Raw genomic sequence first — 20,394 nt, forward strand, 5'->3', positions numbered from 1 at the left:
GACTGCAGCCCTGTCTGCAAACACTGACCCCCGGAAAGCGAAGGCGGCCCGCCCCGGCAAGGGCGGGCCACCGTCAGTTTTCGCAGCACTGTCGCAACGGCGCAGCAGGAGAATGTCAGCAGCGCGGCAACGGCGCGACAGTGGACCTCAGCGCAGGCAGAAGCGCAGGTCAACGAACTGCAAAGTGCACAATGGCGTCCAGGATCGGGATCGAGATCTTCGGGTCGGGCTGGGCCATCAGGGCCAGCAGCACGATGGCGAGGCCGAGTACGCCATAGGTGATCATGTCGGTGAAGCGCGAGCGCACCGCCAGCATGCCGACCGACGGCCTCCACCAGCGCAGCACGGCACCACCCAGCAGCGACAGGCCGACGATGATGGTCCCGGCCCGGAACTCGGCGACCGTCACCAGCAGACCCAGCAGTACCCCGGCACACACGGCCAGCAGCGGCCACTGCCGGTACGGGGCCGGGCGGTGCCCTCCTATGGCGCGTCCGCCGCCCTCGGGCCGTGCGGTGTCCCGGGTGAGAACCGGGAAGCGCCGCGACGCCTTGCGCGGCGGGGCCGTCTCCTCCGCAGCCGTCGCGGAGTCCCCTTTCACGTCACCGCCTCCGTCTCCGTCACCGCCCTTGGCACCGTTCCGGTTGCCGGCGCCGCTGTCCGGGACGGTCCGGTCACCCTCGTCCATGACGGCAGTCCCCCTGACCGCGCTCAGTGGGCCGCCGCCTCGGCTGCCTCCACCACGTTCACCAGCAGCTGCGCCCGGGTCATCGGACCGACGCCGCCCGGGTTGGGCGAGATCCAGCCCGCGACCTCCGCCACGCCCGGGTGCACATCGCCCACGATCTTGCCGTTCTCGTCCCGGCTGACGCCCACGTCCAGCACTGCGGCACCCGGACGTACGTCCTCCGGCTTGATCAGGTGCGGCACCCCGGCAGCCGCGACGACGATGTCCGCCTGCCGCAGCACTCCCGGCAGATCACGGGTGCCGGTGTGGCACTGCGTGACCGTCGCGTTCTCGCTGCGCCGGGTCAGCAGCAGCGGCAGCGGGCGGCCCGCGGTCACGCCGCGTCCGACCACCGCCACATGTGCGCCGTTCAGTTCGACGCCGTAGCGGCGCAGCAGTACGACCATGCCCTGCGGGGTGCACGGCAGCGGTGCGGGCTTGTTGAGGACCAGGCGGCCCAGGTTGGTCGGGTGGAGCCCGTCGGCGTCCTTGGACGGGTCCATCAGCTCCAGCACCCGGTTGACGTCGATGCCCTTAGGGAGCGGCAGCTGGACGATGTAGCCGGTGCAGGCCGGGTCCTCGTTCAGCTCGCGGACGACCGCCTCGATCTCCTCCTGCGTCGCCGTGGCGGGCAGCTCCCGTTGGATGGAGTTGATACCGATCTGCTGGCTGTCGCGGTGCTTGCCGGCGACGTACTTCTGGGAGCCGACGTCCTCGCCGACGAGCAGTGTGCCCAGGCCGGGCGTGACGCCCTTCGCCTTGAGCGCCTCGACTCGCGCGGTGAGGTCGGACTTGATCGCGGCTGCGGTGGCCTTGCCATCGAGAATCTGGGCGGTCATACGCCCATCCTCGCGGATCGGGGCCCTTGCTCTCCACTCAGGTCCGTTCAGGTCCGCCCAGCCGGCCCTCGGTGCTACGGGGCGCTACCGCGCGGCACTGCCCCGGGCGCTGCCACGCGGTGTGGTGCGCAGTGTGCTGCGCGGTGCTGCTGTGCGAGCGTCTCAGCCTGCTGTGCGAGCCCGGGTCACCCGCGTGGCGCCGCCTTGGCAACGGGACGGCAAAGGTCGGTTCATGTGCCTCTCTGCTACCCCTACGCTCCGTTGTGCACAGGCACGGAGAGTCAGTACCGTGCCGGGCGTGTTCAGCGTGATCATCGTCCCGGACGGGTGCCGGGGACCCGAGGAGCAGTACCGGCTGGAGCCGGGCCACACACTGCGCTTCGGCCGCACGGCACCGGCAGGCAACGGCCTGACCATCTCCCACCCCGCCGTCGCATGTGCGGCCGGAGAGATCACGGCGACCGGTGCCTTCTGGATACTGACCAACTTCAGCAGCGACCAGACCTACATCGTCGAGAATCCCGAGGGCGCGGGAGAGCACATCAGGGTCGCGCCCGGGCGGGCCGACGCGCCGGTCCCCTTCGAGTTCGCCCGTGTACGCCTGTGCGCCGGTGAGTCCAGACCCGGCTGCGGCTTCGACGTACTGGCGCCGCGCCATGACTACCTCGCGCCGGGCGCCTCGTCGGCCGGTGGGGCGCTCCTCCACGGGGGCGGTACGGACGAGGCCGCCGTCGAAGGGACGCTCGCCGACGGGGCGCGCGGGGCGGAGGAGTGGAGCTTCGACCCGTTCCCGCGGCCCTACCCCCTCGACCACACCTGTCACTACTTCCTCGTCCTGACAGCGCTGTGCGAGGCGAGTCTGCGCACCGGCGACGCGGCGGCGGCCCCGGTCCCTGGCGTCACGGAGCTGACGGAGAGGCTCCGCCCCGTATGGCCCGATGCCACCCCGGCTGCCGTCGCCTGGAACATCGACTATTTGCGGGTGAAGCTGCGGCTGCGCGCCCCGGACGATCCGGAGAAGGTGCGGGAAGCACTGGTGCGGTTCGCGCTCCGGTTCGACCTCGTACAGGAGGAACATCTCGCCGTGCTGGAGGGCCAGTTGGTGTGAAGGGGTGCGCAACCGCTGGGCCGGAACGGGAGCACAGCAGGCGCTGACCTGGCATTGCGAGTTCGCCACAGCCGGGAAACCTGGCTGGACAGGCCGACAGTCGGACCATCACCATTGGGGAACGGCGTCGGGCAGTGCAGGGAGGGCCGACGGTGCGGCGCCGTACCGGGGGAAGCGACATTGCTGAGGGCAGGCCGTGATTCTCCGGAGTCACTCGGCCCCGTCCGCTCCTCAACACCGTCGGAGGAAACAGCCCATGAGTTACCCCCCGCCCCCCGGCCAGAACCCGAACAACCCGTACTCCACGCCCCAGCAGGGCGCCCCCGGGAGCCCGTACGGCTACCCGCAGCAGGGCGCAGGACAGCCCGGCTACGGCGGCTACCCGGGCGGGATGCCGGCCTACCCGGGCGGTCCCGGCGGCCCCATGCAGCCGGCTGTCAGCATGCCCGGGGTGCTCGTCACCGCGCGCGTACTGCTGTTCGTGGCAGGGGTGCTGTGGGCGCTGTTCGCCTTCACCATGCTCCTCGCCGGTGCGGCGTTCAACGACGCCCTCAACGACGTGCCTGTCGCGGACTCGGTGGGAGGCGCGGCGCTCGGCGGAGCGCTGCTGGGCCTCCTGATCTTCGGCGGCCTGGCAGCACTGCACATCGTGCCCGCCTGCATGTTCGGCAGGGGACGCATCGGCACCCGCGTCACCGCCATCATCGCCGGCTCGCTCAACACGCTGATTCCGCTGCTGGCCGTGTTCGCCGCACTCGGCAACGGCAACTTCGCCGCCGGTTCGCTCTTCATGTGCCTGCTGTGGCTGGCGACCGCCGTACTGACCATCGTCTTCTGCTCGATGGGCGCCGCCGGTCAGTGGTTCAACCGGCCGCAGCACTGAGCACAGACCCCAAGCACACGGGTGCCCCAAGCCATACGGGTCGGGCCCCTCTCCGCGGAGAGGGGCCCGACCCGTACGCGTGTGCCACGCAGCGGAATCAGTGGAAGAAGTGCCGCGTCCCCGTGAGGTACATCGTCATGCCCGCCTTGGTGGCGGCCTCGACGGTCAGCTCGTCGCGGACCGAGCCGCCCGGCTGGACGACGGCGCGCACGCCCGCCTCGGCCAGTACCTCCAGGCCGTCGGGGAAGGGGAAGAACGCGTCGGAGGCCGCGTACGACCCGCGCGCCCGCTCCGCACCGGCCCGCTGGACCGCGAGACGGGCCGAGTCGACGCGGTTGACCTGGCCCATGCCGACGCCCACGGTCGCACGGTCCTTGCCTAGCAGGATCGCGTTGGACTTCACCGCGCGGCAGGCCCGCCAGGCGAAGGCCAGTTCGGCCAGCTCGTCGGCGGAGAGCGGCTCCCCGGCGGCCAGGGTCCAGTTCGCCGGATCGTCGCCCGCCGCCTGGAAGGCGTCCTTGACCTGGGCGAGGCCGCCGCCGTCGATGGGACGGAACTCGGCCGGCGTGGTCGGCGCCTCGGGGCAGCGCAGCACGCGGATGTTCTTCTTGCGGGAGAGGGCCTCCAGCGCCCCGTCCTCGTAGTCGGGGGCGACGATGACCTCGGTGAAGATCTCCGCGACCTGCTCGGCCATCGCCAGGGACACCGGCCGGTTCACGGCGATCACGCCGCCGTACGCGGACTGCGGGTCACAGGCGTGTGCCTTGCGGTGTGTCTCGGCGACGTCCGCGCCGACCGCGACACCGCAGGGGTTGGTGTGCTTGATCACGGCGACGCACGGCTCGGTGTGGTCGTAGGCGGCACGGCGCGCGGCATCGGTGTCGACGTAGTTGTTGTACGACATCTCCTTGCCGTGCAGCTGCTCGGCCTCGGCCAGACCACCGCAGCCGCCTGTGTAGAGCGCGGCGGGCTGGTGCGGGTTCTCGCCGTACCGCAGCACGCTCTTGCGCTCATAGGTGACGCCGAGGAAGGCGGAGAACTGCGACGAGGCGGCCTCTTCCGCGGCCGGGACCTCGGCGTTCTCGGCACTCGCGGCGTTCTCGGCGTAGGTGGCGAACCAGCCCGCCACTGCCACGTCGTAGGAGGCCGTGTGCTGGAACGCCTCGCCTGCCAGCCGCTTGCGCGCCGCCAGGTCGAAGCCGCCCTCCTCGACCGCCTTGAGAACCTCGCCGTAGCGGTCCGGGTTGACGACAACCGCCACGGACGGGTGGTTCTTGGCGGCGGCACGCACCATCGAGGGGCCGCCGATGTCGATCTGCTCCACGCACTCGTCGTCGGAGGCACCGGAGGCGACGGTCTCCGCGAACGGGTAGAGATTGACGACGACCAGCTCGAACGGCTCGACGCCGAGCTCACCCAGTTGTTCGCGGTGCGTCTCCAGTCGCTGGTCGGCGAGGATGCCCGCGTGTACGCGCGGGTGCAGCGTCTTGACCCGCCCGTCCAGGCACTCGGGGAAGCCGGTCAGCTCTTCGACGGGGGTGACCGGAACCCCGGCGTCCGCGATCCGCTTCGCCGTCGAACCGGTCGAGACGAGCTGCACCCCGGCGGCGTGCAGCCCCCGCGCCAGCTCCTCGAGCCCTGTCTTGTCGAACACACTGACCAGCGCGCGGCGGATCGGCCGCTTGGCGCCCAGCGCAGCACTCTCACTCATGACCCAGTCGTACCCTTCTCATGTTCGGCCCCTCGAGGGCGTAGCCGTGGCGGGCGATGCGCACCACGACCTCGACGAGCAGCCGTCGCTCGACTTCCTTGATCCGCTCGTGCAGAGCGGCACCCTCGTCGGTGTAGTCCTCGTCCAGGACCTCGACGGCGCGCTGTGCGATGACGGGTCCGGTGTCGACGCCGTCGTCGACGAAGTGGACGGTGCACCCGGTCACCTTCGCGCCGTACGCGAGCGCGTCACGTACGCCGTGGGCGCCGGGAAAACTGGGGAGCAGTGCGGGGTGGGTGTTGAGGAACCGCCCGCCGAAACGTGCCAGGAAGCGACTGCCGACCACCTTCATGAAACCCGCGGAGACCACCAGGTCCGGTGCGTGCGCCGCGGTGGCCTCGGCGAGCGCGGCATCCCACTCCTCGCGGCTGTCGTGGTCCTTGACCCGGCACACGAACGTCGGGATCCCGGCCCGCTCGGCCCGCGCCAGCCCCTCGATGCCGCTCCGGTCGGCCCCGACGGCGACGATCTCGTACGGGGTGTCGACGGCGGGGTCGGCCGCGGCGTCGATCAGCGCCTGCAGGTTCGTACCGGAACCGGACACCAGGACGACGAGACGCACGGGGGCGACGGGACGGAAGGACTGCGCGTCCACGACGGGGCTCTCTCTCGCAGGGAGACGGAATTGTGTGGTCGTACAAGTACGTGGACCCGATGATTCCGGGGAACTCTACGAAGCGTCCGACCGTCGGCAACGATACCGGCACTCGGAACGGCCCCCACGGGACGGGGGCGCATGCGGAAGGTAGCGTCAGGGACACGGTCTCCTTGGGTTCCCGCGGGGGCTCGGGGCCGTATGGCCGTGGAAGCGACGCGGAAGCGACGAGGAAGACACACACCAGATGACCGACCGACGCCGCCGTGCGGCCGCATCCGACAGCACCTCCCGCGAGGACAACCCCTTCGCGCCGCCGCCGGAGGGGCAGCCGGACCAGCCGTGGGAGCCACGGATGTCCGGGGCGTCGGGATCATCCGGTCCGTCCGGATCCTCCGGCCCGGGAGCCCGGGGTGGAGCCGACGGGGACGGCAACGGTTCGGGAAGCGGGAGTGGTAGCGGGAGCGGGAGCGGCAACGGGTCGGGCGACGGGGAAGGCGCTGATTCCGGTTCCTCGGACGGAGAGCAGCAGCCGTCGGCCTGGGGCAGCCAGTGGAGCAGCCGCCAACCGGGGCGGCAGGGCGGCGGATTCGGTGGCGGACCAGGAGACGCGGGCGGCGGCAACGGAGATGGCGGCCCGAGCGGCGGAGGCCGGCGGACCGGTGGTCCGGGTGGTCCCGGCGGCCCGGGAGGAATGGGCGGTCCGGCCGGTCCCGGTGGCACCCGTGGCATGCGTTGGGACCCCACCGACCCGCTCCAACGGCACGCCCGCTACTCGCTCCACGCCGGTATCTGGGGCCTCTTCTTCGCCCTGTTGAGCGTGCCCCAGGTCGCCCTGCTGCTGGGAGCGCTCTCGATGTACTGGGGCATCAGCGCGCTGCGCGGCAAGTTGCCCAAGTCCGCGAGGGAGAAGCCGGGCAAAGGCGGCAAACGCGGACGCCGTGGAGTGGGCGCGACCGCGGAGGACGTGGCGGGTACGTCGCGCAGCACGGAGCCGGACGAGGCGGATGCCGGGCCTGCCGGTACACGCGGTGCCGGTGGCGGCGCGGGTGGCCGGCCGCCGATCCCTCTCGCCGTGACCCCGGCGCAGGCGGACAAGGCCAAGCGGACAGCGGCGGTGAGTGGCCTGGTCACCGCGAGCCTGACGCTGGCGATCGTGGCCGCGACGTTCGCCTTCCAATTCGTGTACAGCGACTTCTTCGCCTGCCAGAACGACGCCCTCACCCAGTCCTCCCGCGACGAATGCACGCGGCACCTGCCCGAGGAACTGCGGCCGTTCCTGGGGGACCGCTGACCTCCGCTCACTTCTCGCTGTTGCACAGCTAGGTGCCGGCACCGGAGGGATCGGGCTCCGGCTCGGAATCGGGCACGGGTTCCGGGAGGGGTCCGGATCCGGGGGCAGGTCCGGATCCGGGGGCGGCTTCCGGTCCATGTACGGGGCGGGGCCCGGGTGCGGGGTCCCGCAAGTTCGGCCCGGATCGGTCGGAATATGCGCAGTGCGCGTGCTCTCTCGGGTCGCCGGGTTCGAAGTCGGGCATCAGCCCGCCGGAGGCGGCTTTCATCGCGGACCAGCGCTCGCGGCGGGCCTCGTCCGTATGCCAGGCGGCGTCCGGACCGTGCCCCCGGGCGGCCAGCGCCGCCGCCTCAGCCGCCTGTTGCGCGGCGGCTGCCGCCCGGCGCGCGCTGTACCGCGTCCACCACCGCATCCACAGCCCGGTCGGCAGGCCGACGACGATCATCCAGCCGCACGCCGCACCACCTGTCTGCCACCAGTAGGGGCCCAGATGCGCGAGGGCTCGGTTGCCGAGCGGGCCGCTCGCGCATGCCGCCAGCAGCGCCAGGACGGTGCCGGACAGGACCGCGGCAAGGGGCACGGCCACAAGGATGGCCCGCCAGCCGGCGGTCTCACCGTGAGCCCTTCGCGGTGCAGGGCCGACGGCCACATGGGAGCGGCCGACCCACCAGCCGCACATCAGGCCGCCCAGCAGCGGGACGGCGCCCGCCAGACACCACTCCACAAAGCTGCCCGTCCCCTCCCCCGGAACGGCGGACAGCAGCGGGAACGGTGGCAACTCGGGCGGCCCTGTCGTCGCGATCGGGCCGGCGACACTGTCGGCACCCAGCGTGAAGCCGGGCCCCAGGCCGTACGACGTCGCCCACAGCACCCCGTTGGGCAGCAGCGCGACTGTGAGCAACAGCACTGCGAACTGGCCGGAGAAGTCGTCGGTGAGCTGCGAAAAGGCGCCGAAAACGGACTGTACGTTCCAGACGAGGGCGCCCGCGAGCAGCGCCGCGCCTCCGGCGCACACCACCACTGTGGCCGCGCCGCCGGCCTGTACGGCGACCGCTGCGCGCTCGCCGGTGATGTGCCGCAGGAGTCGCTGCATCCGCACCCGGTGGGCTTCCGGCAGCCGGCGGGCGAGGGCCTGCCAGGCCGTCGCGACAGAGGGGCCCTGCGCGAAGTAGGCAGCGCACAGGCCGCTCACCACCACGGCGAACAGGGGCAGCCGCCAGACGGTGCTGACGGGTTCCGCCTCGATCGGACTGCCGGACACGTAGGCGACTGCGGCGGCGGTGACGAGGAGATAGCCCCCCGAGACCCAGCCCGCGACAGCGAGCGCCCCGTACTCGTCGCCGCCGTCGCCGGCCGACAGCCGTGCGTCCAGCCCCTCACGCGTGGCACGCCACAGCAGCCACGCGGGTACCGCCGTCAGCAGCAACGGCGTCACCCCCACGGGTACGGGCAGGCCGGACAGCGTTTCGTGCCGTACGAGATGCGCCCCGTGCGCCAGCAACCACAGGTCGGCCGCCGTACGCAGGGCTCCGTCGGCCCCGCTGTCGGGGAACGGCGAGACGGTCCACAGCAGCAGGACGACGACGGCGAACGCGCCGAGCCCGAGCCCGGCGGCCACGGCGCCGCCCAGCAGCCAGCCGCTGGTGAGGGGCAGGGGGCGGGGGTGGCCACGGCCCGAGGACAACGAGGGACCGCGGTGCGTCACTTGGCTCACAGCGCCATGCTGCCAAGAACACCCGTTTTGCCCTAGTAGCAGGCATTTTGTCGCTGTGTCGCACAAGCTATGGGTTATGCATCCTTCTTCCGCCTCTGCCGATGCGGCCGCGAACACGGCGCAGCGCCGTTCCCCAGGAGCACCTGACGCTCCCTCCACCGAGGCCGCCTCCACCACTGCGGGCGCTGCCGCCACTGCCGCCGCTGCCGCCGCCCCTGCGGCGAAGGCACCGGCAGAGAGCGCGACAGGGAAGAAGAGCGCGAAGCAGGCAACGAGAGGGAAGAAGGGAAAGCCGGGACCGCACGGGAGGCAGGGAAGACAAGCGACGCAGGGAAAGAAGGGGGCATCGGGAGCGCAGGGGAAACAGGCGAAGCAGGGGAAGCAGGGGAAACGCTCCGCCGCGAACCGGGCGAAGGACCGCACCGATTCACCGCCCTCTCACCCGCCGAAGAAGCAGGCCGCCACCGCGAAGCAGTCGTCTCACAAGGCGGCCAAGCCGGCTCTGGTGGAGCCGGTGGAGCGGGTGGAGCCGGGCACCCTCGAAGAGCCTGGTCCTCCCGGGGAAGCTGGAGAGACCGAGGAGCTGGGGTCGGGAGAGGCACCGGAGGCGTCAGAGGCGCCGAAGTCGCCAGAGGTACAAGCGGGCCCGGCGGTTCCAGCGGAGTCAGAGGCGTCAGAGGCGTCAGAGGCGTCAGAGGCGTCAGAAGCGTCAGAAGCGTCAGGGGCGTCAGGGGCGTCAGAAGCACCGGACACGTCAGCACCACCGGCCGCACCAAGGGAACCGGACACGCAGACGGCACCGATCGCACAGACGGCACCGGACGAACAGGCAGCACCGAACGCGCCATCGGCACCGGACGCACAGACGGCACCAGATACCCAAGGGGCACCGGACACACAAGGGACACCAGACGCCCAAACCCCACCGGCCGCACCGGCGGCAACATCGACCCCACCCCCAACTCCCCCGGCGCGAGAAGCACCCCTGGCACCGGAAGAGACCGGGCCCGAGCCCGAGGTGTCGAACGAGTGGGGCGGTGACAGCCGGGCGCTCCTCACGCCGACTCCGCGGAGCGAGCCGCGGCCGGATGAGGTCTCGCCGCCGCGGGTGTCGGCGCCGCGGAGCGAGCCGGAGCCGCGGGTCGAGGTGGTGGCGACGGTGCCCGGCCCGGTGGCGGAGTTCGTACGGTCGGCCAGGCAGCCCCAGGAGTTGCCGGACGATCCGGTGGCGGCGTTCGACGAGCTGTATCTGTGGCAGGCACGGGCACTGACCCGGCAGGCGTTCCTGCTGTGCGGGCACCGCCGGGTAGCCGAACGGGCCGTGCGCTGGGCGTTCCACCAGGCGTGGCAGCACTGGCCGAAGGTGCTGGCAGCGGGCGAACCGACGCGCACGGTGCGGGCGAAGGCGTACGAGTACGCACTCTCCCCCTGGCACCGGCTCCATCCGGGGCGCCGTACGCCCCGGGCGTATCCGGGACCCCCAGCGGACCGGGCGGTGCTGGGGGCGTTTCTGGGGCTGCCGCGCAGCTACCGTGCCGCGCTGTTGCTGCACTACGGGCTCGGACTGACGCTGCCCGAAACGGCTGCCGAGGCCGAGTGCAGCACGGAGGCGGCGGCCGGACGGGTCACGCACGGCCGGGCGGCGCTCGAAGAGGGCTGGCCGCTGCTGGCGCAGACGCCGCGGCGGCAGCGCGGCGCCGTTCTGGCGCGCAGGCTGCGCGAGCTGGCCGCCGCGCAGCCGGTACGCCCTCTGCCGCCCCGACTGGTGCGGCACGACAGTCTCCGTACGACCCGGCTGTGGACCCGCGCCTCGATCGGTCTGACGGCGGCGGTGACGGCGGCGACGGCGTTCACCCTGCTGACGACGGAGACCGGTAGCGGGCCAGCGGAGAAGCCGGTCGTCCGTACACCGCCGCGGACGTTCGCGCCGGTGGCGCTCCCGGGCGGACCGGGCGCGGGTACGGGCCTGGGGGCGGAAACGGGGGCGAGCGCGGGCACGGGCACCACTCGTACGAGTGATGTGCACAAGGCCGAACGCGCTCATCAGGAGCCGGCCGGCGGGGCCGGTCACGCGTACCTTCCGCAGCTCCGCTCCACCAACGAGCGCGTACATCCGCATGACGTCCGACAGCAGGACGCCGACGGGGCCGGGAGAGCCGTCGTGCCAGAGCCGAACAGCTGACGGGCCCGCACCTCGGAAGGTGCGGGCCCGTCGAGCAGCCGGTCGAGCGACCAGCCGAGCGATCAGTTGCGCAGTCAGGCGCTGAGGCGCTCCCGCGCGAGCCGGGCGGTCTCGGACGGGGTCTTGCCGACCTTCACGCCCGCGGCCTCGAGGGCCTCCTGCTTCGCCTGCGCCGTACCGGAGGAGCCGGAGACGATGGCGCCCGCGTGGCCCATGGTCTTGCCCTCCGGAGCGGTGAAGCCCGCGACGTAACCGACGACCGGCTTGGTCACGTTCTCCTTGATGAAGTCGGCCGCGCGCTCCTCCGCGTCACCGCCGATCTCACCGATCATGACGATCAGGTCGGTGTCCGGGTCGGCCTCGAACGCCTTGAGGGCGTCGATGTGGGTGGTGCCGATGACCGGGTCACCGCCGATCCCGACGCAGGTCGAGAAGCCGATGTCCCGCAGCTCGTACATCATCTGGTACGTCAGCGTGCCCGACTTGGAGACCAGACCGATGCGGCCCGGCTTGGTGATGTCGGCCGGGATGATGCCGGCGTTGGACTGACCGGGGGTGATCAGACCCGGGCAGTTCGGGCCGACGATCCGCGTCTTGTTGCCCTTCTGGGTGGCGTAGTCCCAGAAGTAGGCGGTGTCGTGGACGGCGATGCCCTCGGTGATCACGACGGCGAGGCCGATGCCCGCGTCGATCGCCTCGATGACGGCGTCCTTGGTGAACTTCGGCGGGACGAAGATCACGGTGACGTCGGCGCCGGTGGCCTCCATGGCCTCCTTGACGCCGCCGAAGACGGGCACCTCGGTGCCGTCGAAGTCAACGGTCGTGCCCGCCTTGCGGGGGTTCACACCGCCGACGATGTTGGTGCCGGAGGCAAGCATTCGCTTGGTGTGCTTCTGGCCCTCCGAGCCGGTCATCCCCTGGACGATGACCTTGCTCTCCTTGGTGAGGAAGATAGCCATGGTGTGTCGGTGTCCTCGTTCGGTCTCGTCCGGGCTTACTTGGCGGCCAGCTCGGCGGCCTTGTCGGCCGCGCCGTCCATGGTGTCCACCTGCTGCACGAGCGGGTGCGCTGCGTCGGTCAGGATCTTGCGGCCCAGCTCGGCGTTGTTGCCGTCGAGGCGGACGACCAGCGGCTTGTTGACGTCCTCGCCCTTGGACTTGAGCAGCTCCAGCGCCTGCACAATGCCGTTGGCGACCGCGTCGCAGGCGGTGATGCCGCCGAAGACGTTCACGAAGACCGACTTGACGTCGGGGTCACCGAGGATGATCTCCAGGCCGTTGGCCATCACCTCGGCGGAGGCGCCGCCACCGATGTCGAGGAAGTTGGCGGGCTTGACGTTGTTGTGCGCCTCACCCGCGTACGCGACGACGTCGAGCGTGGACATGACCAGGCCCGCGCCGTTGCCGATGATGCCGACCTGGCCGTCCAGCTTCACGTAGTTGAGGTTCTTGGCCTTGGCCGCGGCCTCCAGCGGGTTGGCCGCCGCCTTGTCCTCCAGCGCCTCGTGCTCGGGCTGCCGGAAGTCGGCGTTGGCGTCCAGCGACACCTTGCCGTCCAGCGCGATGACCGTGCCGTCGGCGGTCTTGACCAGCGGGTTGACCTCGACGAGGAGGGCGTCCTCCTTGACGAACACATCCCACAGCTTGACCAGCACATTGCTGATCTGGTCGACCAGCTCGGCCGGGAACTTCGCGGCCTCGGCGATCTCGCGGGCCTTCGCCTCGGTCACACCCTCGATGGCGTCCACCGGGATCTTGGCCAGCGCCTCGGGCTTGGTGGCCGCGACCTCCTCGATCTCCACGCCGCCCTCGACGGAGGCCATGGCCAGGAAGGTGCGGTTGGTGCGGTCGAGGAGGAAGGAGACGTAGTACTCCTCCTGGATGTCCGCGGTCTGGGCGAGCATCACCTTGTGGACCGTGTGGCCCTTGATGTCCATGCCCAGGATCTGGCCGGCCTTCTCCACCGCGTCCGCCGGGTCGGAGGCCAGCTTGACGCCACCGGCCTTGCCGCGGCCGCCGGTCTTGACCTGCGCCTTGACGACCGCCCGGCCGCCGAGCCGCTCGGTCACCTCGCGCGCCGCCTCGGGCGTCTCGATGACTTCACCGGCCAGCACCGGTACGTCATGCTTGGCGAAGATGTCCCTCGCCTGGTACTCGAACAGGTCCACGCGCGTCCGTCCCCTTAATCAGTGGTCTCGCGGTCGTTGTCAGCGTGGGCGTGCCGCAGGGCCGCGGCGTCCACGGGTCGCGCGGCATGTCCGCCTTGCAGGTTAGCCCTGCGTGCGTGCGCTGCCTAAATCGCACCTCACACATAGGCGGTGACAACGGTCACAGCGCGACCGGCCATCTTGTGCGGGTCCCGTCCCCTGTCGCCCGCGCTGGTTCCGGGGAGGCGGTGCCCCTGCCCGGCGTCCGCGGGCTGCGGGTGCTTTGTGGCTGGTCGCGCAGTTCCCCGCGCCCCTGACGGGGCTCGCCTCCCCTGCGCTGTGCTGCCGTGTCCTAGTCCGGGACCGGCAAGGGCCGCCTCTCGATCGCCGCCGCCATCACCTCCGGGAAGTGGTCGGGTGTGCAGGCGAACGCGGGAGCGCCCAGTGCTCCGAGCGCGGCTGCGTGATCGCGGTCGTAGGAGGGCGCGCCCTCGTCGGACAGGGCGAGGAGAGTGACGAACTGAACACCGGCGGCCTTCATGGCGGCGACCCGCTTCAGCATCTCCTGCCGTATCCCGCCCTCGTACAGGTCGCTGATCAGTACGACGACCGTCTCGGCCGGGCGGCTGATCCGGGACTGGCAGTAGGCGAGCGCCCGGTTGATGTCGGTGCCCCCGCCCAGCTGCGTACCGAAGAGCACGTCGACGGGGTCGTCCAGGTCGTCCGTCAGGTCCACCACGCTGGTGTCGAAGACGACGAGCCGGGTGTTCAGCGTCCGCATCGACGCCAGCACCGCGCCGAAGACGGAGGCGTAGACGACGGAGGACGCCATCGAGCCGGACTGGTCGATGCAGAGGATGACGTCCTTCTTGACGGCCTGCGCCGCCCGCCCGTATCCGATCAGCCGCTCGGGAACGATCGTGCCGTGCTCGGGCAGATAGTTCTTGAGGTTGGCGCGGATGGTGCGGTCCCAGTCGATGTCGCGGTGCCGGGGTCGGTTGACCTTCGCCGAGCGGTCGAGCGCACCGGTGAGGGTCGAGCGGGTCCGGGAGGCGAGCCGCTTCTCCAGCTCCGCGACGACTTTGCGCACCACAGCCCGTGCGGTCTCCCTGCTGGTCTCCGGCATCGCCTTGTTGAGCGACAGCAGCGTGCCGACCAGGTGCACGTCCGGCTCGACGGCCTCCAGCATCTCCGGCTCCAGCAGCAGGGCGGAGAGCCCGAGCCGGTCGATGGCGTCGCGCTGCATGACCTGCACCACGGAGCTGGGGAAGTAGGTGCGGATGTCCCCCAGCCAGCGCGACACATGCGGGGCCGAGGCGCCGAGCCCGCCCGAGGCGCCGCCGCCGCTGCCGCCACCGCCCGGTCCGCTGCCGGTGCCACTGCCGCCCGGCCCGCCGCCTGGGCCGTAGACCGCTTCCAGGGTGCGGTCCATGCCGCTGTCGGTGGCGCCCAGCACGCAGCCGGTGCCGTCCGCAGCACCGCCGCCCAGCACCAGCCGCCAGCGCCGCAACCGTTCGGACTCCTCGGCGCCGATGGCGTCGGCGGCGCCGGCCTCCTCGGCGCCGGTGGCCGCCGCGCCGGTGGCCGCCGTATCTTCCGCCTGGACCGTCATACGCGTACCTCCTCCCTCTCGCCGCTCTCGTCTCTCACCGCGCTGCCGTCTCCCCCGTGGGCACCGCCCAGCAGCAGCCGCACCGTCTCCAGCACGGCATCGGCCCGCGCCGCATCCAGCCCGGCTCCGAACCCGGGCAGTCCCTCCGCGGCCCCGTCCGCCCGCCGGTCACCGTCGCCCACCGGGCCGCGCCGTACCAGCTCCCCGAGGGTGCGGCGCACTCCCGCCTCGTACTCCGCGAACGTCCGCCGCAGCAGCGGCAGCACATCCGTGAACGCGTCGCCGGGGACGCCCGTCAGCCAGCGGTCGACGAGCGCGAGCAGCCGTTCGTCGTGGATCAGCAGCATCCCGCCGCCCGAGAGAAAGCCCTCGACCCACGCTGCGGCCTCCGCGGGCGGCGTGCCCGGTGACAGCGCCAGGCTCATCAGCCGCTGCGCCTCCTCGTCCGCCAACTGGCCGTCGTCCAGCAGCAGTCGGGTGCAACGGCCACGCAGCAGACCAGGTATCCGCTCCCGCCCGGCGAGCGTGCGCAACACCCCGCGCCATCTGCCCAGCAGTCCCCCGACGGTCCGGCCCTCCGTATCCGGGGACGGCTCGGTGCCGGTGGCGTCCGGCCCCTCGCGGGCGAGCAGGTTCACCGCCTGGTGCGCGGCGTCCAGGTGGCCGCGCATGTCGCGGGCACCCTCGTCGTCGAGCCCTGCGCAGGCGGGCGGGAGGCCGACGCAGACCCGCTCGGCCATGCCCCCGGCGACCTTTTCCAGCGCGCCCGCGTCGGTGCCCCGCACATCGCCGTAGCGCAGCGTGCGCACCAGCGCGGGGAGGGCCTGCGCCAGGTGCCCGACATCCGACTCCAGTGCCGCCCGGTCGGCCAGCACCCGCATCACGACCGGCAGCGCGTCCGGCAGCTGGGCCAGCAGACACAGCTCGGCCAGCGCCGTGACGTCGGCGAGCGTGCTGCCGCCCTCCTCCGTCGCCTGGGACCGTGCCTTGGCGGTGGCCGCCTCGTAAACGGTTGTGCCCCAGATACCGGCCTCGGCCACCCGTACGGACAGCTCGGGCTCCCAGCGCAGCCGCCAGCTCTCGCGGAAGGTGCCGGTGCTGCCACTCCGGGAGCGGGCGGGCTCGCCCCAGCCGATGCCGAGTAGCCGCAGCCGGTGCAGCAGGCGGCTGCGTGCCGCGTCGGTCTCCTTGCGCAGGTCCAGATCCAGCTCGCGTTCGGCAGCGGCCGGCTTCAGCCGCACGGCACGCTGCTGACGTGCCAGGTCGCGCTGGAGGGGGACGGCCGGAGCCCCCTCGGGCACCTCGCCCAGCACATCGCCGACCACGAGTTGGTCCCGGATCAGCTCCAGCGGCACATCCGAGCCTTCGCACAGCACGGCCCGTACCGCGTCGGTGGTCTCGGTCAGCCCGGCCAGCGGGCGTCCGCGCATCGCGGCCAGCGTCTCGGCCAGCCGCACGGCCTCGATGAGATGAGCGGACGAGACCGAGTGGTCCTGCTCCCGCAGCAGGCCCGCCACCTTGGTCATCCACCGCTCCACGGGCCGGTCCGGGGCGGAGAAGAGGTGGCCGTACCACCCGGGGGAGGCGATGCCCGCCCCGTATCCGGACTGGCGCGCCAGGCGCCGGTGCGTCCAGGGCACCCAGGTGATCTCGGCCTTCACCTTGGGCAGCCCTTTGAGCGCCTGCCGGTCGGCGGTGACCGTGGTGGCCTCGGTGAGCGCGGGTACGTGCCAGGCACCGCAGATCACCGCCGTCGCCGCGTCCCCGAACTCCTTGCGGGCCTCGCGCAGCCGCAGCCGCATATGGGCCTCCCGGACGAGGTCCCGCTCATGGCCGCCCTCCCCGTGCACAGCGCGCAGCTCGGCCATGGCCTCGCCGAGCGCAGCGAACGGCTCGTAGGGGTCGGCGGCCTGGGTGCCGCGCCCGCCGCCCCGGTGTTCGACCGCGTCCTCCCACCAGCGCTCCGGATCGTCGTATCCGGCGGCCTCCGCGAGCGCCGCCAGCGGGTCCAGCCGTACGCCGTCCGCGCGCTCCGGCGCCGATGTGGTGCCGGTGTCGGGGCCGGGGTTGGCGCCATTGCCGGTGTTCGCGTCGGACTTGGCGTCAGTGTCGGCGTCGGCTTCGGTGTCCCCGGCAGCACCACCCCCGTCGGTGCCGCCGGGGACGGTCTTGTCCCCCTCTTTCCCCGGCTTGTCCTCCCCGTCGCTCATCGCGAGCGTGTGCGCTGCGGGGAGGTCGATGAAGCGGACCGGGACGCCGCGCCGTACCGCCCAGCGGATCGCCACCCACTCCGGCGAGAACTCCGCCAGCGGCCAGAACGCCGCCTTGCCCGGCTCGTTGACGGCGTGCGCCAGCAGCGCTACCGGTGGGACCATGCCCTCGTCCCCGGCCAGCTCGGCCACCGCGTCGCCCTCGGGCGGGCCCTCGATCAGGACGACACGCGGCTCGTACGCCTCCAGCACGGCACCTACCGCGCGGGCCGAGCCGGGACCGTGATGCCGCACCCCCATCAGCAACGGTCCTGGCGCGCCCTCTCGGGCGCCGGAGTCCCCCGTGTCCTCTCGGAAGCGGGGATCCGCCGAGCCCTCGTGAACAGCCGTCATGCGGACACCTCTCGGCAGGCGCGGTAGAAGTCCTTCCAGCCCTCGCGCTCGCGCACGACCGCCTCGAGATACTCCTGCCACACCACCTGGTCCGAGGACGGGTCGCGGACGACGGCACCGAGGATCCCTGCGGCCACGTCGCCCGCGCGCAGCATCCCGTCCCCGAAGTGCGCCGCCAGCGCGAGGCCGCCGGTGACGACCGAGATGGCCTCGGCCGTCGAGAGTGTGCCGGACGGCGACTTGAGCTTGGTGCGGCCGTCGTCGGTGACGCCCTCCCGCAGCTCGCGGAAGACGGTGACGACCCTGCGGATCTCGTCGAACCCCTCGGGCGCGGGCGGCAGATCGAGGGAGCGGCCGAGCTGCCCGACCCGGCGTGCCACGATCTCCACCTCCGCCTCCGCCGTCTCGGGCAGCGGCAGCACCACGGTGTTGAAGCGGCGGCGCAGCGCGCTGGACAGCTCGTTGACCCCCCGGTCCCGGTCGTTGGCCGTCGCGATCAGGTTGAAGCCGCTGACCGCCTGCACCTCCTCGCCCAGTTCGGGGATCGGCAGGGTCTTCTCCGACAGCACGGTGATCAGCGTGTCCTGCACATCGGCGGGGATACGGGTCAGCTCCTCGACCCGGGCCGTCATCCCCTCGGCCATCGCGCGCATCACCGGGCTCGGCACCAGGGCCTCGCGGCTCGGGCCCTGGGCGAGCAGCTGTGCGTAGTTCCACCCGTAGCGGATCGCCTCCTCCGCAGTGCCGGCCGTGCCCTGGACCAGCAGCGTCGAGTCCCCGCTGACGGCCGCGGCCAGATGCTCCGACACCCAGGTCTTGGCCGTGCCGGGCACGCCGAGCAGCAGCAGCGCCCGGTCCGTGGCCAGCGTGCTGATCGCGACCTCCACGATGCGGCGCGGACCCACGTACTTGGGCGTGATGACCTTGCCCCCCGGCAGCTCACCGCCGAGCAGATACGTCGCCACCGCCCACGGCGACAGCCGCCAGCGCGCGGGCCGCGGCCGGTCGTCCGCCTCGGCGAGGGCCGTCAGCTCGTCGGCGAAGGCGTCCTCGGCATGCGGGCGCAGCGCGGTGGCAGGAGCGGCCGCGGCGGCCGGGCCTGGCACCGGCTGTGCTGCGGACTCGGCGGCCCGGTCTGCGACATGGCTCTCGGTCACAACTCCCCCTCAACGCAGGGCTCTCGTACGGAAAAAGACAAGGGGATGGCCAAGGAAGGAACCCCCGCGCCGCAGCGCCTCGGCCGATCCGACAACCACTCTGCACCCCGCCACTGACAATCGCTCTGACCTGCGACGTTGGGCGGTCGGAGCGCGGTTGTCAGTGGCACCGCCTACCGTTTTCGGCATGGGTGGACAGGCGGTCCGCTGGACGGCGGAGCAGGTAATGGCGCTGGCGCCTGACGATGCGTCGCGCCGCGCGGGAAGCAAGCTGTCGGCGCCCGGCCCGTGGACGGAGGCCGGGTCGGGCGGCGGAGCGATCTGGGGGCTGTGCAAGGGCAGCGGAAGCAAGCCGTATCAGACGGTGGTGGACCTGAACGGGGGCCAGGGTCCTGGGTACAAGTGCTCGTGCCCCAGCAGGAAGTTCCCGTGCAAGCACGCGGTCGGACTGCTGCTGCTCTGGGCGGGCGACGAGTCGGCCATCACGGAGGGGGGCGAACCTCCGGAGTGGGCGAACGGCTGGCTGAGCGGCCGCAGACAGCGCGCGGAGAAGAAGGCTGCGGCCAACGGCGGCAAGGCCACAGGCGGGACGAACAGTGCATCCGGTGCGGCGCAGGCCGCCGGGGAGGGGGTGACCTCCGGGGAAGCGGCGGAGGACGACGGGGACGCCCGCTCGCGGGCCGAGGCCGCACGTCGGCGAGCCGAGCAGCGTGCCGCGCGGATCACCGCGGGCGCCGAGGAGTTGGAGCAGCGGCTGGCGGATCTGCTGCGCGGCGGCCTCGCGGGCGCGGAGCGGACGGGGTATGCGCCGTGGGAGGAGATGGCAGCGCGCATGGTCGATGCCCAGGCTCCCGGCCTGGCCACCCGGATACGTGAGCTGGGGGCGATCCCCGGCTCCGGAGCCGGCTGGCCGGAACGGCTGCTGGCCGAGTGCGCGCTGCTCCACCTGCTGGCCCGTGGCTGGATACGGGCCGACGAGCTGCCGGCCCCGCTCGCCGAAACCGTCAGGTCACGGGTGGGCCTGACGGTGGAGGCGGCCGAACTGCTGGCCGACGAGAAGGCGTTGATACGCGACCAGTGGCTGGTGCTGGCCCAGCGGGACACGGACGAGGGGCGCCTGATGGTACGCCGCGTCTGGCTGTACGGGCACGCCACCGGACGGCACGCGCTGCTGCTGTCCTACGGCGCGGGCGGGCGCGCTCCGGAGCTGGCGCTGCCGGTGGGCGCGGTGCTGGACGCGGAGCTGGCCTACTACCCGGGAGCCGGTCCGCTGCGGGCCGCCCTCGGAGAGCGGCACGGGACGCCGCTGCCCGGCTTCCAACCGCCGGGAGGGGGCATCCCGCAGGCCCTGGACGCCTATGCCCTGGCGCTCCGGGGCGATCCATGGCTGGAGGGCTGGCCGTGCGTGCTCCGGGATGTGATCCCCGTTCCGCCGCCCGATGTCGGCCCGGCGAACGGCGGCGCGGGGACGCAACGCGGCGGGGCCGGCCGCGCCGGGGACCGGCACGGGAGCGGAGGCGGCAGCGGCGGATGGCAACTCGCGGCGGCCCAAGAGGAGTCCGCCCTCCCGGTGGCGCCGGGCACCAGCATGGCAGCCCTGTGGAGACTGCTGGCGATCTCCGCCGATGGCCCGGTCACGGTCTTCGGCGAGTGCGGCCACCGCGGCTTCGCCCCGCACACGGTGTGGAGCGGAGGCAAGGCCATCCCCTTGTGACGGCCGGGCGGCGCGGGAAGGGGGCCGTGCCGGGGGCGCGAAGCCTGAG

General features: G+C 72.2%; 15 protein-coding genes. 5 read left to right on the forward strand and 10 right to left on the reverse strand.

Annotated features, from left to right (window positions below; genetic code table 11):
- Positions 1 to 169: 169 nt before the first annotated feature.
- Entirely contained in the window at positions 170 to 688 is a 519-nt protein-coding gene (locus tag ACTWP9_RS01895; RefSeq protein WP_443244150.1) for a DUF3017 domain-containing protein, read from the reverse strand.
- 23 nt (positions 689 to 711) lie between these two features.
- The gene (locus ACTWP9_RS01900) at positions 712 to 1,566 is read right to left on the reverse strand and encodes a bifunctional methylenetetrahydrofolate dehydrogenase/methenyltetrahydrofolate cyclohydrolase (RefSeq protein WP_443244151.1); all 855 of its coding nucleotides are present in this window, start codon (positions 1,564 to 1,566) and stop codon (positions 712 to 714) included.
- A gap of 298 nt (positions 1,567 to 1,864) precedes the next feature.
- On the opposite strand from ACTWP9_RS01900, the gene ACTWP9_RS01905 reads away from it, so the two are divergent.
- Together ACTWP9_RS01905 and ACTWP9_RS01910 are read left to right on the forward strand one after the other, a co-directional pair.
- Positions 1,865 to 2,674: a hypothetical protein gene (locus ACTWP9_RS01905; RefSeq protein ID WP_443244152.1), complete on the forward strand. Its 810-nt coding sequence runs from the start codon at positions 1,865 to 1,867 to the stop codon at positions 2,672 to 2,674.
- 256 nt (positions 2,675 to 2,930) lie between these two features.
- On the forward strand, positions 2,931 to 3,557 hold the full coding sequence (locus ACTWP9_RS01910) for a hypothetical protein (protein WP_443244153.1): 627 nt from the start codon (positions 2,931 to 2,933) through the stop codon (positions 3,555 to 3,557).
- A 97-nt stretch (positions 3,558 to 3,654) separates the two neighbouring features.
- Here ACTWP9_RS01910 and purH read toward each other — a convergent pair whose 3' ends face one another.
- Together purH and purN are read right to left on the reverse strand one after the other, a co-directional pair.
- Positions 3,655 to 5,268 carry a bifunctional phosphoribosylaminoimidazolecarboxamide formyltransferase/IMP cyclohydrolase gene (gene purH, locus ACTWP9_RS01915; protein ID WP_443244154.1) on the reverse strand — a complete coding sequence of 538 codons (1,614 nt, stop codon included), beginning with the start codon at positions 5,266 to 5,268 and terminating at the stop codon, positions 3,655 to 3,657.
- Positions 5,261 to 5,923 carry a phosphoribosylglycinamide formyltransferase gene (gene purN, locus ACTWP9_RS01920; RefSeq protein WP_443244155.1) on the reverse strand — a complete coding sequence of 221 codons (663 nt, stop codon included), beginning with the start codon at positions 5,921 to 5,923 and terminating at the stop codon, positions 5,261 to 5,263. The genes purH and purN overlap by 8 nt, the downstream gene beginning before the upstream one ends.
- A 730-nt stretch (positions 5,924 to 6,653) precedes the next feature.
- Between purN and ACTWP9_RS01925 the strand changes: the two genes are divergently transcribed.
- On the forward strand, positions 6,654 to 7,217 hold the full coding sequence (locus tag ACTWP9_RS01925) for a hypothetical protein (protein ID WP_443244156.1): 564 nt from the start codon (positions 6,654 to 6,656) through the stop codon (positions 7,215 to 7,217).
- A gap of 28 nt (positions 7,218 to 7,245) precedes the next feature.
- On the opposite strand, the gene ACTWP9_RS01930 is transcribed toward ACTWP9_RS01925, so the two are convergent.
- Positions 7,246 to 8,931 carry a cell division protein PerM gene (locus ACTWP9_RS01930; RefSeq protein WP_443244157.1) on the reverse strand — a complete coding sequence of 562 codons (1,686 nt, stop codon included), beginning with the start codon at positions 8,929 to 8,931 and terminating at the stop codon, positions 7,246 to 7,248.
- A 1,018-nt stretch (positions 8,932 to 9,949) separates the two neighbouring features.
- On the opposite strand from ACTWP9_RS01930, the gene ACTWP9_RS01935 reads away from it, so the two are divergent.
- Positions 9,950 to 11,113, forward strand: a complete 1,164-nt coding sequence (locus ACTWP9_RS01935; protein ID WP_443244158.1) for an RNA polymerase sigma factor — start codon at positions 9,950 to 9,952, stop codon at positions 11,111 to 11,113.
- A 74-nt stretch (positions 11,114 to 11,187) separates the two neighbouring features.
- On the opposite strand, the gene sucD is transcribed toward ACTWP9_RS01935, so the two are convergent.
- The 5 genes from sucD to ACTWP9_RS01960 all read right to left on the reverse strand — a co-directional run bounded on the left by sucD (position 11,188) and on the right by ACTWP9_RS01960 (position 18,580).
- Positions 11,188 to 12,072 (reverse strand): succinate--CoA ligase subunit alpha, encoded by an 885-nt coding sequence (gene sucD / locus ACTWP9_RS01940; RefSeq protein WP_443244159.1) that lies wholly within the window; start codon positions 12,070 to 12,072, stop codon positions 11,188 to 11,190.
- 35 nt (positions 12,073 to 12,107) lie between these two features.
- Positions 12,108 to 13,280: an ADP-forming succinate--CoA ligase subunit beta gene (gene sucC / locus ACTWP9_RS01945; RefSeq protein WP_443244160.1), complete on the reverse strand. Its 1,173-nt coding sequence runs from the start codon at positions 13,278 to 13,280 to the stop codon at positions 12,108 to 12,110.
- A 331-nt stretch (positions 13,281 to 13,611) separates the two neighbouring features.
- The gene (locus tag ACTWP9_RS01950) at positions 13,612 to 14,871 is read right to left on the reverse strand and encodes a VWA domain-containing protein (protein WP_443244161.1); all 1,260 of its coding nucleotides are present in this window, start codon (positions 14,869 to 14,871) and stop codon (positions 13,612 to 13,614) included.
- The gene (locus tag ACTWP9_RS01955) at positions 14,868 to 17,474 is read right to left on the reverse strand and encodes a DUF5682 family protein (RefSeq protein WP_443244162.1); all 2,607 of its coding nucleotides are present in this window, start codon (positions 17,472 to 17,474) and stop codon (positions 14,868 to 14,870) included. Before ACTWP9_RS01955 ends, ACTWP9_RS01950 begins: the two co-directional genes overlap by 4 nt.
- Positions 17,471 to 18,580: an ATP-binding protein gene (locus ACTWP9_RS01960; protein ID WP_443244379.1), complete on the reverse strand. Its 1,110-nt coding sequence runs from the start codon at positions 18,578 to 18,580 to the stop codon at positions 17,471 to 17,473. Before ACTWP9_RS01960 ends, ACTWP9_RS01955 begins: the two co-directional genes overlap by 4 nt.
- A gap of 238 nt (positions 18,581 to 18,818) precedes the next feature.
- Here ACTWP9_RS01960 and ACTWP9_RS01965 point away from each other — a divergent pair, with 238 nt between their 5' ends.
- Positions 18,819 to 20,345, forward strand: coding sequence for an SWIM zinc finger family protein (locus ACTWP9_RS01965; protein WP_443244163.1), 1,527 nt, complete (start codon positions 18,819 to 18,821; stop codon positions 20,343 to 20,345).
- Positions 20,346 to 20,394: the final 49 nt, after the last annotated feature.

Origin of the sequence: Streptomyces sp. 3N207 (assembly GCF_052246355.1) — a bacterium.
Taxonomy (GTDB): domain Bacteria; phylum Actinomycetota; class Actinomycetes; order Streptomycetales; family Streptomycetaceae; genus Streptomyces.